We start from the raw sequence: 17,246 nt of genomic DNA on the forward strand, positions 1-17,246 counted from the left end.
GCATTGGTTATCACTTAAAATTTGAATCGCCATTTACGTAAAGAGAAGAGTTTATTTTAAAGTCTTCTCAGAACTGGAAATGGCGATTCTGCTTAATTAAATAGCGTCTGATAATGATGTAAAAGTAAAATCACGGATTTTCATCGGCGGAATTAATCCGCTTCCTGTTCTTACCGGTTTACCCAATGCTTCAACATTGTTTAGCATAATTACCGGACTTTCATTAAACCTGAAGTTTTTAATCGGGAATTTGATTTCACCATTCTCAATATAGAAAGTACCGTCGCGGGTTAGCCCTGTTAATAATAAAGTTTGCGGGTCAACAGAACGGATGTACCAGAAACGCGTTACCAAGATGCCTTTTTCTGTGCTTTTTATAAGATCCTGTAAAGATTGATTACCGCCTTCGATAATAACACCACGGCTAAACGGAAGGGGTTCGACACCTTTTTGGGCCGCCCAATACCTGGAATAAGCCAGGTTTTTAACCACACCTTTTTCTACCCATTGCGTTCTCTTGATTGGCAAGCCATCTCCCGACCAGGTTGATGATGGTATCTCCGGATTTAAAGGGTCAGAATAAATATTTACATTTTCAGAAAAAAGTTGTTCGCCCAAACGGGTACCACCGCCTTTTTTACTCATAAAACTACGGCCTTCATCTGCACTACGCGCATCGAAACCCCTGAACATATTGCCTAAAATATCACTTGCGGCAAGCGGTTCCAAAATAACTGTATATTTTCCGGGCTCAATGGCTTTTGCGCCGGCCGAACCATTGGCTTTACCTGCAGCAATTTTACTAAGCGCAAGTGTATCCATTTTGGCCAGGTCGTTGAAATCTTGTTCTACATAGCCTGAACCGGTTCCTTGCTTGTTTCTTACCGTTACCGAAAAAGATACGTTTGTTCCTTTGTTGTAGGCAAATAAACCTTTCGAGTTCATTACCGCATTAAAACTTGTAGAATTTTCCAGGAAACCTGCAGCATCCAGGCCAGCTGCTTTTGATACGCTTAAGCTTTTACCAACCATTTCCGCCCTGGTATCGGGCGTCATAGCTGCGGTATTTGCATTGAATGTTTTCGATTCAGCAAAAGTTTGCGGGCCTAAGAGCGGCATGAACTCCGGATTTTCGGGTGCAAGCATTGCCAGTTCTTCTGCTCTTCTAACCACCTTTTCAAGCGAAGCATCATCGAATTCATTTATGGTTGCCGAACCGGTTTTTTTGCCGTAGGTTGAACTTACCCCTAAACTCATGGTGCTGATTTGTCCTGCTGTTGAAACTGCGTTACGGGCGTAACGAATGTTGCCACCATCAGAACCTCTTAAACTTACTTCGCAGAAATCGGCTTTTGAAAAGCCTACCACTTTTTTTAATATCGCCTGGGCTTCTTCTTTACTTAAAATCGCCATAATTATATTTTTCTTGCTGTATTGATAACATTAACTCCATTAAATCTCGCAGTAGAACTACCGTGAGAAACTGCACTACTTTGCGAAGGCTGACCTTTTCCATCATTAAATGAGCCACCCAAACGATAATCGCTTTCATCACAAACCGCGTTGCAAGAATTCCAGAATTCTTGTGTATTGGCCTGGTAAGCTACATCGTTTAACATACCAACGATTTTTCCTTCTTTGATTTCGTAGAAAATTTGTCCGCCGAACTGGAAATTATAACGTTGCTGGTCGATAGAAAAACTACCATCGCCAATGATATAAATGCCTTTTTCAACATTTTTAATCATATCATCAACGCTTAATTTCTCTTTACCCGGTTGAAGTGAAACATTTGGCATACGCTGAAACTGAACATCATCCCAGCCTTGCGAATAACAACATCCGTTCGATTCTGTTAAGCCAATAATATGTGCCTGATCGCGAATGGCCTGATAACTTACCAAAATGCCATCTTTAATCAAATCCCATTTCTTACATTTTACGCCTTCATCATCATAACCAACTGCACCTAAGGAGCCGACCTGGGTTTTATCTGCAACAATATTTACTTTATCGCTGCCAAATTTGAACTTTTTCGATTCCCATTTATCCAGGGTTAAGAAACTTGTACCTGCGTAATTTGCTTCGTAACCCAACACACGGTCCAGTTCAGTCGGGTGACCAACGGATTCGTGAATGGTTAACCAAAGGTGGGAAGGATCTAAAACCAGGTCATATTTACCTGGCTCAACCGATTTTGCCTTGATTTTCTCTGAAGCCACACGTGCAGCCTCTTTAACATCTTCAAGCATATCGTAACGGCCTTTGTAGCGGGTTACAATGCCACTTACTTTATCTTCCGGACGTGCATGCATATACTCATAACCTTTACCCATCGGCGAACTTAAGGAGTTTCGGGTTTTGAACTGGCCCGATGCCCTGTCGATTCTGGTTACATTGAAATTTGGATAAATGCGATGAACATCCTGATCGATGTAAGAGCCATCAGTAGAGGCAAAATATTTTTGTTCGTTAACGGCAAAAATTACGGAGTTAACAAAGTTAGCGCCGTTTTGCATGGCAATGTCGTTCACATTCAAAAGCAAGTCTACTTTCTCTTTAACAGGAACTTCAAAAGCATTAATCTCAATAGGCGTTTTCCAGCTTACCTCCCCATAACCTTTTTGAGGGGCTAATTGAACGGGTTCGCCCTGAATTTTTGAATTGGCCTTTGCAACGGCAACAGCTTGTTCTGCGGCCTTTGCGATAGCATCTTTAGTTACATTGTTGGTTGCTGCAAAACCCCAGCATCCGTTGGCCAAAACACGTATGCCGACACCATAAGATTCAGTATTGGCTACGCCCTGAACACGCTTTTCTCGGGTTGCAACGAACTGATTCAGGTAACGGCCGATGCGGATATCGGCATAGGTTGCGCCTTTGGATTTTGCAGCATTTAATGCAACATCGGCCAGTTCTTTTTTAATCTTCACATCAACTCCGTCCAGCGCCTGCAGAGGGTCTATGGGAGTTCCGAATGCGGAAAGGTCGGGAAGCAGCAAAGCGCCCATACCCATTCCGGATAAATAGAGGAAATCTTTTCTTTTCAATTGGTTCAGTTTAGGTGATTTACGATTCCAATATAGCCAATTATGCGTTAAAATGGCTACTTGGTTTATAACATTTTAGTTTCAAAAGTTATTTTGCGTCCAGAATTCTCGATTCGAACCATAAAAAGGCTGAAGCGAAAAGAAACCCAATAAAAAACCACCATAGGGATACGTCCTCCTGATAAAAAAGATCAGTCGTTGCCGTTTTCCGTTGTTGATTTTTCGATTTATCTGCAAATAAATGTGTTAAGTTTATTTTCTGTTGGTTTCTTAATGCCTGCCAATCTGTATTTCTGTAAACATAAAAGGACCTTGCAGACTGATTTACAGATAAATTGTTCCAGCCGTGGGTTGTCGGCCAAAAAACAGCATCCCATTCAAACGGAAGTTCGATATTTTGTCTTGGCCCCAGTTTTATACTGTCGATTTTTAACAATGGTACTTTTCCCGCTTCGGCAAGATCGACTACAAATCTTGTTTGCTCATTTATTGAAGGAAACTGTGGAAATGTTTTAACGGACTGAATTTCTAATTTTTTCCTTGCTGTTTTTGATAAAATTTCAGACCAGTACTTTGCATAATCATCGGTTTTGCCGGAAAGCAGCCAGTTAAAAGTGGAGGAAATTGAAGAAATTAATATCTTTCCCGAACCTATAATGGTACTGTTTACCAAAATTTTACCGCTTCCATCAATAATTACCGGCTGGTCGTTCCGAGCAGTTTTTAAAAATAAGGTTTGTTCCAAAGGTAACCTTGGGAATTTATAATTTTCATCCTTTAATAATAAACTCAACGGTTTGTATTTTGAAGCCGGCGACTCAAACCTGCTGAATTTTCCGCTAAGCGCGGTAGCGGGTTTAGGATTTGAAATTCTGATGAATAAACCCATTCCGGTATTTACTGCATTTTCTATTGATTGCCTTTCATCCGGGCCTATTGCCTTCAACGCTTCCTCATCAATGATTAAAACATCGAACTTTTTTAAGGAAGCAGTATTGATTCGGTTCAGGTTCAGGCTATCTATGTTCAGAAAATCCGAACTGTATTTGTTTTTACTTATCTGGCTTCTGAAAGCCAACGGGTATTGATTATCGTAAAGCCATTTCTTTAAAAACTTATATTCAAAATCAGGAAATGAAGCTAGAATTAAAACTTTCATTTGTGGTTGTTCGGCAACCAAAAATGGTACGGGTTCTTTTGCCAGCGTGTCGTTTCCCTGTAAAGCAATTAGCTGATAAATTGCGCTGCCGGTTTGTTTTGGCTGATTTTTGAATGAAAAACTTTTGGTAGATTTAGCTTCAACCGCAATAGAATCAATAGAATTTCCCAGTCCTTTAAATAAAAGTTTTACGTTTTTCCTGTTGCTGTTTTGATAAACGCCCTGAACCTTCAACTGTTCCGTGGTTTTAATTTCAGGTAGCCAGTTGGCCGAAATTATGCCATTTGGCTTTTCAGAAGGGTGAAAACTTATACCATAGCCTTCTAAGTTTTTTAATTCTTCATTGGCTAAGCCGTAACCATATACATTAATTTTTCTAATGTCTTTATGCGTGGCCAGGAAATAGGAGAGGTCTGGAATTGAATTCGCCTTGATGCCTTTAATTTCTGCTGAAGCAAATGAATATTTTGTGCCTTTTAATTTTGCAACGGAATCAGGATTTGTTCCTGCGGTAAGCAAAATTATTTCATTTGCGCTTTGCTTCAAATGCGTGTTATATGTTATTGGAATAATCAACAAAACAAAACAAGCTACAGCAATTACATTAGCCAAAACCCGCCAGATTAACCTCGCTTTACTTGCTCTGGAAAACTCTTTGTATAATAAAAAAGCTAATAAAAATAAGCATAAGGTTATAGCGATATATTTGAATTCCATAGCTATCTGCCTGTTTTATTTAGGTTATGAAAATAGTTTTGATATAAAGCCGAAGCCGGGAGCGCAACTGGTGTTTGCGGCTTTGCCGATTCACCTTTAATCATTTTTTGGATCGCCTGCTGGACGATCTCAATGTTTTTAGTTTGCAAATTTTTACCGGCGGATAGTTTTCTCAAACTCGTTAAAGCATTGAGGTAAGTCGCCGGATTATCGGCTGCAGCACCAATCATATACTTTTCCGTTTCACTTAGTAAAAATTTATCGCCTTCAATAAATTTTTTGCCCGATTTTCGGCTTTCTAACAATGCAAGTGCAGTTTTCAAATGCGCTAATCGCTGATCTTTCTGCGCTGCCGACATCTTTTGAACGGGCTGGGTAATTTTATCCAATTCACCGCTCAGGCGTTTTTCGGGTTTCAAGGCAGCTGTTTTAACTGTTGTTTTGGCTACATAAGCCCTTGATTTTTGCTGCAAATCTTTCAATAACCTCAATGCTTTATACTCATAAGGTAAGGCGTCCTGCGGTTTATAGGTTCTTAAACGCAACTCTGAATTCCACATTTCAGTTAAAACAGCTTTTAACTGCGCTTTCATTTCAGGTTCAAAGAAAGTGGCATCTTCGGCAATATCATGCTTGTGGGCGTATTTATCCATTATTGCTGTTACGTCGCCGAATTTTTCTTGTTCGCCCTTGCCTTCGGCATGTTCATCGTGGTCATCATGATCACCTCCAATTTCCGTTTCATTTTCTTCGCCCAAAAACTGGCCGTAACGTAGCCTCAAAAGCTTTTGATCGATACCCAAATCATTACTACGTGTTTTAAAAGCATCAGCAGAAAGCGTGGATTGCTCTTTTAGTAGTTTTTCTGTGTCAATTATAATTTGCCGCTGACTTCTGAAATACTCCGGAACGAGGTTTACGCCATTCGTCATTCCGGCCATACTCATCAGTTCAGTAGTATCTACGATCGAAACAAAATAAACATCAGAACGGCTCGACTGGCCATGGTTATCCATTGCCTTAATGAAAAAGTAAAGTTCATCGCCCGGTTTCATACCGAGGCTTTTCAAATCGATTTGCCTGCGCAGAGAAATACTTTTCTGGTTATTAAAACTGGTATTGAAACTCAATTTCTTTTCGGTGAAGCTCACGCCTTCGCCCTTTCCACTGGCCATTGTGGCTGAAATAAAAGCATCATTGATGCCATAATCATCACTTAAGGCAACATTTAAATTAAATTTTTGCGGCTGACCGATATCAATAGTGGTGCGTTGTTTTGGCTGTGTAATTTTGATGTGTACGGGTAAATCAGGAATAACTTCGATTTGATATAAATCTGATTTTTTGCCTTCTACCTCCAATTGATAAAAACCGGATTTTTCAATCGTTTTTGAAAAAGTCCAGGTTGTAGCCGCTGGATTTTGTGGTTTCAGTACAATCGATTCCTTGTCATTAAAAATGATTTTTAGATTTTTGATTGCAATATTGGTTTCGATGTTCCAGTTTACCTTAGCACCAATTTCTGCTTTAACCGAAAATTGTTTTTGTTTACGTTCCGATTTTCCGGTATAGACAGGTGGAATTACGGTTAAACGGAAATCAGAAATTTCTGCAGGTATATTTTCCTCCATTACCGGCGCAGAAGTTTGATTTGATGCAACGGATTGATATGCTTTCTGGATTTGAGGGATTTTCGTAATGGCAAAACTCATTAATAAACCCGCTAAAAGAATAGCTAAGCCAAGATAAAGTCTTTTTACCGGTTCTTTCGGAGGGCTAATTTCAGAAATTCTATTTTCAATTTTGGCGAGTTGTAATTTTTGCAGCATTGACAATTCAGCCGGATTTTGAAGCAGTAAATCGGCACTTTCTTCCAGTTCAGGGTATTTATTGTTTACATACCTGGAAAAATCTTTATCAGAGGCTTTCCAGATCGGTTTGGTGAACAACAAAATGGCCAAAACAAGCGGCAGAGTAATAGCAGAGAGCCATGGGGACAGGTGTAAAACGTACACAAAAACTGCCGATAAAACCAAGGCAATTGCTAAGCTTATCGCAAAAATGCGAAGCAAATAAAGTGTTATCCATCTTTTTCGCAAGCGATGTATCCAGTTTTGTCCTTCAGTTTTTAGCATAAATACCGTTTTTTTTACTGAATGATAAAATACGTTCGATAACAAAAATTATAAAAGCGACAATCCAGAATATTTGGTTTACCGGTTCATTTTGACTGGTTTTTACGGCTGCTATTATTTTATCGGTTTGAATAATTTCTTTTTGATTGATGGCTAAGCGTCTTTGATCAGCGGGGTTATTTTCAAAGCCAAAATTTTCTGCTTTTTCATTATTGATTATAACCGGCATTAAAGCCTTTACAAAGGTTTCGTCCCAAACCAATTGATTCCATTGCGGATTGAAGCGGCTGTAAAAGTGAAAAACAGATAAATTGTTTATGTTTTCCCTGGTTAAAATTGGATTTCCAAAGCCATCTGTCCAGGTTTTTTCGAAGGCTTTCGGTGCCTCAATTCTCTTTCTTGATTTAATTTTTTGCCCGTCAATATCAATAAAAGAAGTTTCAGTAATCACTTTTCCTTTTTCGTATTGAAATAAAGTTCCATTTGTATCAATTGCCGATTTGAATTTTCCTGAAACCGGTTCATCAGACAGCCAAAAACCAATATTTGCTTTTCCGCCAGGATTAATTTTTATCTGCCTGCCACTAAAACTGCCGATTGCATTTAAGGCGGCAATCAGGTATTTTTTATCTTGATTGCCAGGCGTTTCATAAATTACAATTTTAAGAGCTGCGGCGTCGTTATTTTTAACCGGAACATAAACAGTATTTGAAGGATTTGATTTTGCTTCATATTTCTTTCCGGCATAATCCGTAATCCAGCTGCTTAAAGTATCTGTCTGATTTAAAGGCTTCCACTTCAGCTTATATGAGATTTCAGGAAGTTTATAACCAAACTCATTCAAAGGGTTGTCTGCGAATAGGTAAACCGTATTTCCTGAAGGAACCACATTATTCAGTTGATTAAGCAGCGAGGTATAGCGCAATGTTCTTCTTTTTGAAGTCTCTGTATTTACTGTATCCTTTAGACTTAACGTGGTAAATCCGGTATCAAAATCATGAATTTCATAACCCAGTTTTGTTAAAGAATCGATGGTTTTTCGATTATCTTTAAAAACCCTGGGGAAATTCGATTTCCCGACCAAAATCCAGCCGGTACTTTTTCCTGATAAAGTTTTCCTGATAAAAGGCTGCGCGAGAATAAAAGCGGCAAGAATTAAAAGCAGACAGCGTAAAACAAGTAAAAGCCAATCGTTAATCCTGAAACTTTTTGAACTTGCCCTGGAACTTTCCCCTAATAGAGAAATGCTTCCAATTTTTAATATTTTACCTTGCTTAACATTCCACAAATGTATAATCAGCGGAATAATTAAACCTGCAAGCGCCAGTAAACCTATGGGATATAAAAATTGCACAGTTAAATTCTAAGTTTACTTCGTTGTTTTAAAAAATCTCTTAATGCCTGGTCTAATGGTTCATCCGTACACATGGTTCTGTAGAAAATCCGTCGGTCGAGCATTTTAACGCGTGTTTCTTCTAAATAATTTGCAAACTTGGTTTTATATTCCGCTCTCGCTTTTGTCTGATCGATTTGAATGGTTTCACCCGTTTCCAAATCTTCGAAAGTGGTATAGCCTTTAAAGTCTAAATCGAGTTCGTTTCTCGAAACCACATGGAAAACCACTATTTCATGTCGAAGCGTATTTAAGGTATCGAGCAGGTTGATGATTTCATCGTCGGTTTGGTATAAATCAGTTACAAAAATTAATAATTCGCGTTTTTGTGCGCCTGCAAAAAGTTCTTTATAATGTATTGGCTTGGTAAATGTTCCATCGGGATTTATCGATTCCAGCTGATAAAACAACCTGGTCAGATGTTGAAAATCCTGCTTTGGTGTCATCGAGAAAATCCCTGAATGCTGAAAAACGTATAATCCGATGGCATCGCCCTGTAAGTTGGCTAAATAAGCTAATGAAGCACCAAGGTATTTTGCATAATCGATTTTCGTGAAATCGCCATCACTGTGGTTCATCGAAGCACTGGCATCAATCAAAATCCGAACGGCGATATTCGTTTCCACTTCTGATTCGCGAATGTAATACCTATCCGAACGGGCGAACATTTTCCAATCCAGCGAACGCAAATCATCGCCCGGCTGGTAGCTTCTGTATTGGCTGAACTCTAATCCGGCACCTTTAATGGTGCTTTTGTTAATGCCGCTCATAAAACCGTCTATCGTCATCTTCGCCGATAAATTCAGTTCTTTAATCGCCATCAATACTTTCGGATCGAGTAGTTTACTCATTAATAATCGCTTTTGGTTTCGAAATCGCTTTAATCAACTCATCAGTTACCTTATCGGCCGATACATTTTCAGCTTCGGCCTTAAAGTTCATTAAAACCCTGTGGCGAAGAACCGGGTAGGCCATTGTTTGTAAGTCTTCTAAAATAACTGCATACCTTCCCTTAAATAAAGCTCTTGCTTTTGCCGTTAAAATTAGCGCCTGGCCAGCCCGCGGACCCGCACCCCATCTAACCCATTCTTTAACAAAAGCGACTGAAGTTGTATCCGGCCGGGTGGCACGGATAAGTTCACTTACATACGTTATTAAATCATCGCTGATACTGATTTCCCTGGTAATGGCCTGCAATTCTTTAATTTCCGCGGCGCCGATAATCGGGTTGATAACTAGTTTTTTACCCCCTGTCGTGCTGCTCAATATCCTCGCCTCTTCTTGCGCCGTTGGATAACCGATTTTGATGTATAAAAGGAAACGGTCTAACTGCGCCTCGGGAAGGGGGTAGGTGCCGGCCTGTTCAATCGGGTTTTGTGTGGCAAGAATAAAAAATGGCCGGTCTAAAGGATAGGTTTGTCCTCCGTAGGTTACCTCAAACTCCTGCATGGCTTCTAAAAGTGCCGACTGCGTTTTCGGTGGTGTTCTGTTTACTTCATCCGCTAAAACGATATTGGCAAATAACGGCCCTTTATTGAATTTGAAAAAACGCTTGCCTGTTACATGGTCTTCTTCCAATATCTCTGTTCCAACGATATCAGTTGGCATTAAATCGGGCGTAAACTGAATTCTTCTGAAGGAAAGATCCAAAGCTTGCGACATGGTTTTTACCATTAATGTTTTGGCCAGGCCCGGTACACCTTCTAAAAGGCAATGGCCTCCAGCCATTAAGGCAATCAGCATTTCTTCAATAATTACGTCCTGGCCGACAATAACTTTCTGTATTTCGCTTTTTAGTGAGGAGATCTTTTCGATCAATATTTTTAGGTTGCTTTCTGAACGCTCCAAAACGGTTGATTTTTTTAGTAAGTGAGATATTGTGCCTCAATATAGGGCTTAAAGGCAGATATTTTTAGCCCGACTGAAAGAATATCAAAAAATTTACAAGATAATCGCGATAAAAATCTGAATTAATAAAAATTGGCGGTAATTTAGGACGATGCAAAGATCTAAATTCACATTTGCGAGACTAAAGTATAATTCAGGCGATTGGGAAACGGATCAGCGTATGCCTTCAAATATCTTAAACTCACTATTGGAGTACACAACCATTCCATTGGATGAAGAGGAAAAAATTGTTGAGTTGAGTAGTCCTGATTTATTTAAATATCCTTTCTGTTATTTAAGCGGTCATAAACTAGTGCAATTCAGCCAGCAGGAGGCGGTAAATTTTAAAACCTATGTACATAATGGCGGTTTCGTTTTTGTTGACGATTGCAATCACGATATCGACGGTTTATTCGCCCGTTCTTTTGAAACACAGATGAGCAATTTATTCGGGCCAACCGCACTAAAAAAGATTCCGAATAATCACGGTATTTACAATTCATTCTTTAAATTTGAAAAAGGTCCGCCAACAACTTCATTTGAATTAAATGGCTGGGGTGACGATTTAGTGCACGATTACTTAAAAGCGATAACCATAAACAACAGAATTGGCGTTTTGTACAGCAATAAAGATTACGGTTGCGAATGGGATTACGATTTCAGAAACAAACGCTTTTTAGCCGAAGACAATACCAAATTCGGCGTCAACATTATTTTATATGCCATGGGCATAAACAGCTAAAAAACTAAAACCAAATATTTTGAAATCTACACTAACCAAACTACTCCTGCTTGCGGTAGTTTTAATAGCTGCGAACACAGGTGCTTACGCTGCTAAAAATCAATATTATTATCAACTCAAAGTTTACCATCTAAAAACTTCGGCGCAGGAAGCAATGGTTGATGCCTATTTAAAAGACGCGTTTATACCAGCAGTTCATCGTGCAGGTATAAATAGTGTAGGTGTTTTTAAACCGATTGCAAAAGATACCCTGGAGCAACTTGTATATGTTTTCATTCCATTTAAAAAGATGGATGATTTCTTAAAGCTGAACGAAACCTTAGTCAAAGACAAAGCATATTTGGAAGCGGGAGCTGCGTTTTTGAATGCGGAATATAATGCCCCTCCGTATACCAGGTTGGAGTCGATCATCTTGAAAGCATTTTCGGCGATGCCTGAGTTTGCCATTCCTAAGTTAACTACGCCAAAAAGTGAAAGGGTTTACGAGTTAAGAAGCTATGAATCGGCAACAGAGGGCCTTGCCATAAATAAAATCGGGATGTTTAATGATTACGAGGTAGCGATTTTTACAAAACTGGATTTCAATGCGGTTTTTTACGGACAGGTCATTTCCGGAAGTAAAATGCCAAACCTGATGTATTTAACAACCTTTAATAACAAAGCCGACAGAGATAAACATTGGATTGCTTTCGGCGAAGATTATAAGAAAATTAGTGGATTACCTCAGTATCAGCACAATGTTTCCAAAAATGTAACCCTGTTTTTATACCCGACAGATTATTCTGATTTATAATGATCAATACAAGATTTTTAATCCTGCTTTTCATTTCCCTGAATTTTGGTTATGCTGCTTTCGGTCAGGATAAAAAACCGGATACCGTTAAAACCGGGATCTATGTAACCAGTATTCATGATATAAATTTTAAGGATAAAGAATACACAATTGATTTCTGGCTATGGTTAAAATATAAAAACAAGGATTTTAATTTTGTAGATAACCTCGAAATTCCGCAAGCTAAAGAAGTAAAAAAATCATTTTCAACAATAGATACCAGCGAAGCGCAAACCTATCTTTTAATGAAAGTTCAATGCATCATGAAGGACTCGTGGACGATTAATAATTTTCCTTTTGATCATCAGGTACTGCGGTTGTCTATTGAAAATTCACAGTTTGATTCCGGCTCACTTATTTTTATACCCGATACCGTTGGCAAACAATTCGACCCACGTTTCACACTCCGTGGATGGGATATTGACAGCTTAACAACATCGGCCGGAATAAAAAAGTATGAAACTGCTTTTGGCGATGAAAGCATAAAACCTGCACACACCGAATACAGTAATTTTAAAGTACGCGTAGGGATTAGCCGGGATGCATTCGGCTTGTTTTGTAAAATGTTTTTAGGGATGTATGTTGCCTTCCTGATTTCCTTTATGTGTTTTTACATTCACTCCGACAGTATTGATTCGAGGTTTGGGTTAAGTGTAGGTTCGCTGTTTGCCGTAATCGGAAATAAATACATTATCGATGGCTCGCTTCCCGATACCGTAACTTTTACCCTTGTTGATACTTTACATGGCATAACGCTTCTTTTTATACTGGCCACCATAGTTTCGACGGCAATTTCTTTAAGGCTTATTAAAAAAGACAAATTAGCACAGGCCAATAAGTTTGATAGCAGGTTTGCTGTGATTTTATTAGCACTTTATGTCGTATTAAATGTTTTTTTCATAGTCAATGCTGTTAGTGCGTAAAGTTTTTTAATAGATTTTCCTCAAATCGTCGTTGCTGCGCAGGCGGGAACCCTAATGTTTTAGGGTAAGCTTTTGTTATTTTTCCTTAGGCTCATCCTTGCACCGGCTACCGACACCTTATTGGAGTTTTTAATGCATTATAAACCAAAACATTATCGGTATAGTTTGGTTACTATAATGAAATTAAAATTTATTGATATGGGCAAGCGAATCTGTGTGCTGGAAGATAATGACGCGATAAGGGAAATTATCAGCTTTATTTTAGAAGAAGCGCAATACGAAGTTAAATATTTTAAAAATATAAAAGAGTTTAAGCAAGGTGCAAATGGATTTAATGCAAATTTATTTCTGCTGGATGTAATGCTGCCCGATGGAAATGGTTTGGATTTATGTTGCGAATTAAAGGCTGATTCGGCAACAGCTGATATGCCTGTCGTTATGATGTCGGCGAATTTTTCTGCAGCAGAAATGTACAGCAGATGTAAGGCTGAAGACTATATTCATAAACCTTTTGATATTGATGATTTTGTAAGCCGGGTGGATGCTCAAATACATTAGCACGAGTTTCAACTTTTAAAATATCAATTTACATATCCATTGCGGCATATTTTTTGTATCTTTGTTGTTCTGTTTCGCAGGTTTTGCCTTCAAACGGAAATGGGGCCGTTCCTGGATTTGACAGGGTGGCGAGGGTTATGTTAGCATGCAGTGCGTTGTACGGAGAGCACTTAAAGTGAACGTTCACATTTTAGTTGGCGAAAATACTTACGCCTTAGCTGCCTAGTTTAGAACTAGCTAGCTTTTGTCCCTCTAACTGCTGCTGGGTTGGGTTAGAAACCGGGGCATCGAAACAACAAAGCTGGCCTTAAGGCGATGCGACTTAAGGTGAGATAAAGCATCTAAGGATTTAAATAAGGTCGGTTTTCAGCCCGTTTATTTCCCGAAAATTAACTGAAAAATAAGCATGTAGAAGGTATAATTTATCTCACAACTGGACAAGGGTTCGACTCCCTTCGGCTCCACAAATCTTTAAAAAATCCGCGAAATTTTAATAATCTCGCGGATTTTCTTTTTAATTACTATTGTTAAAAAAGCCTAGTCTTTTAAATTCATTATAAATATCCCCATCCATCAAACGTTTGCGCATCATTTGTTCGCAATCAATTTTTCTTTTTTTTGCTGCCCTTACTGAAATAATTATCATCAAAAAAAAATGGGCTGGTTCCCGTCCGAAATGGATTTCTTTCTTTAAAAATCTTTCCGCTAAATAAAATTACGGCTTAAAACAAAACGTTGCTTATCAAACGTTTGCGCTTCATTTGTTTGTGAAGCATTCCGGCCATCGCCCTATATTGGCCTAACCGATAACCAAAAAAATTATGGAAAAAGACTTCTATACGGCTGACGGATAGGTATTAACCTTTGCTTCAAAACCACCTATTCATGCTGTAACCACAGTATTCAAACTAACCTAACTAACCACAACAAAATGAAAAAACTATTACTTTTTTTAATCCTGCTATCTTCGATGCACAAACTCTATGCACAAGAGTTAGCTGTTTCAGGAACAGTAAAGGATAACAAAGGGCAACCAATACCCGGCATCGTTGTTACCGAATCAGAAAGAAATACTTCTACCCAAACCAATGGGGAGGGCTATTTCAGCATCAAAACATCAAAAGCTTCCACTTTAGTTTTCCGGGGCATTGGTTATACCAGCCAGAGCGTTAAAGCTACTTCATCTGTAATCAACATCAGCCTGGTTGAAAGTACAACCGATTTAAGCGATGTAATGGTTGTGGGCTACTCCACCAAAAAACGCTCAGAATTAAGCAGTGCGGTTTCCGTTGTTTCGGGCGAGAAACTAAATGATGTAACATCCGTTAGCCTCGGAACGCTTTTACAGGGTAAAGTGCCTGGTGTTGTTGCGTCTTCCGCTTCGGGCGATCCAACTTCAGGTTCCAGTATCGTTATACGCGGTGCAGGAACCATTAACGCCAGCACCGGTCCGCTTTATGTAGTAGACGGCAACATCGGTGGCTCTTATAACCCATCCGATGTAGAATCGGTAACCGTACTCCGCGACGCTGCGGCTACAGGGCTTTATGGTTCGAGGGCAGCAAACGGTGTGGTTATCATCACCACCAAAAAGGGTAAATCCGGCGAAACGCGTTTCAGCTTGAGTTCGGTTGTCGGTTTTGCGAAGGCAACCACAGGAAATTTTAAACTGATGGATGCGCAACAGCTTTACGATTACCAGTCTACATTTTTTACACCCGCCCCCGCATCGTTAAACAACAATACCAACTGGTGGGATCTGGCTTTCCGGAATGCGATGGTTAACAACCATACCTTAACCGCGAGTGGCGGTACAGAAAAAAGCCAGTTTTACATCGCCGGAAATTACTACAAAGAAGAAGGTACTTTAATAGATAACGACAAGACCCAGTATAGCTTACGGGCAAATTTAACTTCACAATTAACTAAAAGATTAAAGTTAACCGCTTTATTAAACGGTTTGTATGTAAACGATAATTACAATTCTGCCGGAACCGTTTACCAGGCGTATTTAAATTTACCTTACGATCCGGCTTACAATACCGATGGAACACCTGTTGATGCCCGTTATGGTACCTGGTATGGCCGCGACCGTTCCAACTTCCTGCATTCGCTGCAATACAATTATTCAAAAGCAAGAAGTTACCGCACAACCGCCGACTTAAACCTCGATTATAATATTTTAGATAACCTTACGCTTTCTACTTACAACAGAGCCAATATTTACAATTACCGCAGCAGCTCTTATTATGATAAAAGAACCAAAGAAGGCGCAACCAACAACGGCAGTGCATACCTTGGTAATTCTTTTTCTTCAACCTTATTATCTTCAAACCGCTTAAAGTACAATGTAACTTTTGGTCAGCATAACCTTAGCGTATTGGCCGTTGGTGAAATTGAAAAAGGCTATTCGGATTCGAACAGTGCCAGTGCAAAGGGGCTTCCGGCCGGCAGAGATGCTTTTAGTACCGCAACGGATATTATTAACAACCCTACAGGCGGGTACGATAATTACCAGTTTATAAAGTACCTGGCGCAAGCCGATTACAGCCTGGCCGATAAATACTTTGCCGTGGCCTCTGTAGTGAATGAGTATTCTTCGAGGTTTGGCAGCAATAATCCGGATGCAACTTTTTATCAGTTGGGTGCATCGTGGATCATCACCAAAGAAAAGTTTATGGAATCGGTTAAGCCCATCAGTTTTTTAAAGCTGAGAGCGAGTTATGGAACAACCGGTAATGCCGATGGTATCGGCTATTACGCCTCAATGGGCTTATACAATATCAATTCGAATGCAAGTTATGCCGGTTTGCCCGGTGCGGCGCCAAGCCAGATGGCTAATCCTGATTTAACCTGGGAAAAATCGAAATCCGTTAACCTTGGTCTTGATATCCAGCTTTTTAAAAGGATTGACATCAGCATCGATGCTTATCAGAAAACAAACTCTTCCTTACTTTTCTTCAGGGAATTACCGGCAACCACGGGGTACAGCGGCGTTTATGAAAACGTTGGCGTTATCCGGAACAGGGGATTGGAACTGAACATCACCTCGAAAAACTTCGTAAAAAAAGACTTTACCTGGGAAACAAATTTCAATATTGCCTTAAACAGAAATAAGGTGTTGGAAGTAAACCAGGGCAGATCCGAAGTGTATGCAGGTGCTTCTCAACCGATTGGCGTGGGCCATAATATGGACGAATGGTTTATGCCGGTTTGGGCAGGTGTCGACCCGGCGAATGGAAAACCACTATGGCAAAATTCTATTGCCGATGCAGATGGAAATAGCTATGTGCTTTATACAAATACTTATAACCTGGCCTCAAGGGTTTACACAGGAAAATCTTCCGCACCGAAATTTACGGGTGGTTTAAGCAATACCTTTTCTTATAAAGCGTTTACCCTGAGCACTTTCTTTAATTTTGTTTACGGAAACTACGTATACAATACCAGCCGTTTTTATTTTGATAACGATGGCTTGTATGAAAGTTACAACCAGATGCAGTTGGCCAATGGCTGGTCGCGATGGGAAAAGCCGGGCGATATCGCTACACATCCAAAACCGGTATTCGGCCGTTCTGATGCTTCCAACCAGACGTCTACCCGTTATTTAGAAAACGGAAGCTATTTAAGGTTGCGAAATGTAACCCTGGGCTACAATGTTCCTGCAAATTTTGCGAAGAAACTATACCTGCAAAATGCAAGAATCTTTGTAAGCGGCGATAACTTGTGGACGCTAACCAGGTTTTCGGGAACAGATCCTGAAGTTGATTTGGCCAGCGGCGATTCCAGTATAAAATACCCAACCAGCCGCAAATTTATGTTTGGTATTAACATTTCTTTTTAATTCTAA

Annotated in this window: 12 protein-coding genes and 1 other RNA gene; 6 read left to right on the plus strand and 7 right to left on the minus strand. The window is 39.6% G+C overall.

Annotated elements, in window-relative coordinates:
- Positions 1 to 96: 96 nt before the first annotated feature.
- The 7 genes from O0931_RS03900 to O0931_RS03930 all read right to left on the minus strand — a co-directional run bounded on the left by O0931_RS03900 (position 97) and on the right by O0931_RS03930 (position 10,302).
- A complete protein-coding gene (locus O0931_RS03900; RefSeq protein ID WP_269414237.1) occupies positions 97 to 1,413 on the minus strand; it encodes a TldD/PmbA family protein in 1,317 nt (438 codons plus the stop codon).
- A 2-nt stretch (positions 1,414 to 1,415) separates the two neighbouring features.
- The gene (locus tag O0931_RS03905) at positions 1,416 to 3,050 is read right to left on the minus strand and encodes a TldD/PmbA family protein (RefSeq protein WP_269414238.1); all 1,635 of its coding nucleotides are present in this window, start codon (positions 3,048 to 3,050) and stop codon (positions 1,416 to 1,418) included.
- Positions 3,051 to 3,138: 88 nt separating this feature from the next.
- Entirely contained in the window at positions 3,139 to 4,926 is a 1,788-nt protein-coding gene (locus tag O0931_RS03910) for a hypothetical protein (protein WP_269414239.1), read from the minus strand.
- A gap of 2 nt (positions 4,927 to 4,928) precedes the next feature.
- Entirely contained in the window at positions 4,929 to 7,061 is a 2,133-nt protein-coding gene (locus O0931_RS03915; protein WP_269414240.1) for a DUF4175 family protein, read from the minus strand.
- Complete coding sequence (locus tag O0931_RS03920; RefSeq protein WP_269414241.1) at positions 7,048 to 8,415, minus strand: BatA domain-containing protein; 1,368 nt, start codon at positions 8,413 to 8,415, stop codon at positions 7,048 to 7,050. Before O0931_RS03920 ends, O0931_RS03915 begins: the two co-directional genes overlap by 14 nt.
- 2 nt (positions 8,416 to 8,417) lie before the next feature.
- Positions 8,418 to 9,305 (minus strand): DUF58 domain-containing protein, encoded by an 888-nt coding sequence (locus O0931_RS03925; protein WP_269414242.1) that lies wholly within the window; start codon positions 9,303 to 9,305, stop codon positions 8,418 to 8,420.
- The gene (locus O0931_RS03930; RefSeq protein ID WP_269414243.1) at positions 9,298 to 10,302 is read right to left on the minus strand and encodes an AAA family ATPase; all 1,005 of its coding nucleotides are present in this window, start codon (positions 10,300 to 10,302) and stop codon (positions 9,298 to 9,300) included. The genes O0931_RS03925 and O0931_RS03930 overlap by 8 nt, the downstream gene beginning before the upstream one ends.
- Before the next feature lie 151 nt (positions 10,303 to 10,453).
- Here O0931_RS03930 and O0931_RS03935 point away from each other — a divergent pair, with 151 nt between their 5' ends.
- From O0931_RS03935 to O0931_RS03960, 6 genes are all read left to right on the plus strand, one after another.
- Entirely contained in the window at positions 10,454 to 11,083 is a 630-nt protein-coding gene (locus O0931_RS03935) for a DUF4159 domain-containing protein (RefSeq protein ID WP_269414244.1), read from the plus strand.
- 19 nt (positions 11,084 to 11,102) lie between these two features.
- The gene (locus O0931_RS03940; RefSeq protein ID WP_269414245.1) at positions 11,103 to 11,876 is read left to right on the plus strand and encodes an NIPSNAP family protein; all 774 of its coding nucleotides are present in this window, start codon (positions 11,103 to 11,105) and stop codon (positions 11,874 to 11,876) included.
- Positions 11,876 to 12,838 (plus strand): ligand-gated ion channel, encoded by a 963-nt coding sequence (locus tag O0931_RS03945; protein ID WP_269414246.1) that lies wholly within the window; start codon positions 11,876 to 11,878, stop codon positions 12,836 to 12,838. The genes O0931_RS03940 and O0931_RS03945 overlap by 1 nt, the downstream gene beginning before the upstream one ends.
- A 198-nt stretch (positions 12,839 to 13,036) precedes the next feature.
- Positions 13,037 to 13,396, plus strand: a complete 360-nt coding sequence (locus O0931_RS03950; protein ID WP_269414247.1) for a response regulator transcription factor — start codon at positions 13,037 to 13,039, stop codon at positions 13,394 to 13,396.
- Positions 13,397 to 13,497: 101 nt separating this feature from the next.
- Positions 13,498 to 13,863: a transfer-messenger RNA gene (ssrA, locus tag O0931_RS03955) on the plus strand.
- Positions 13,864 to 14,327: 464 nt separating this feature from the next.
- Complete coding sequence (locus tag O0931_RS03960; RefSeq protein ID WP_269414248.1) at positions 14,328 to 17,240, plus strand: SusC/RagA family TonB-linked outer membrane protein; 2,913 nt, start codon at positions 14,328 to 14,330, stop codon at positions 17,238 to 17,240.
- The last annotated feature ends 6 nt before the right edge of the window (positions 17,241 to 17,246 follow it).

The sequence above is a fragment of the Pedobacter rhodius genome (genome assembly GCF_027213645.1).
Taxonomy (GTDB): Bacteria; Bacteroidota; Bacteroidia; order Sphingobacteriales; family Sphingobacteriaceae; genus Pedobacter; species Pedobacter rhodius.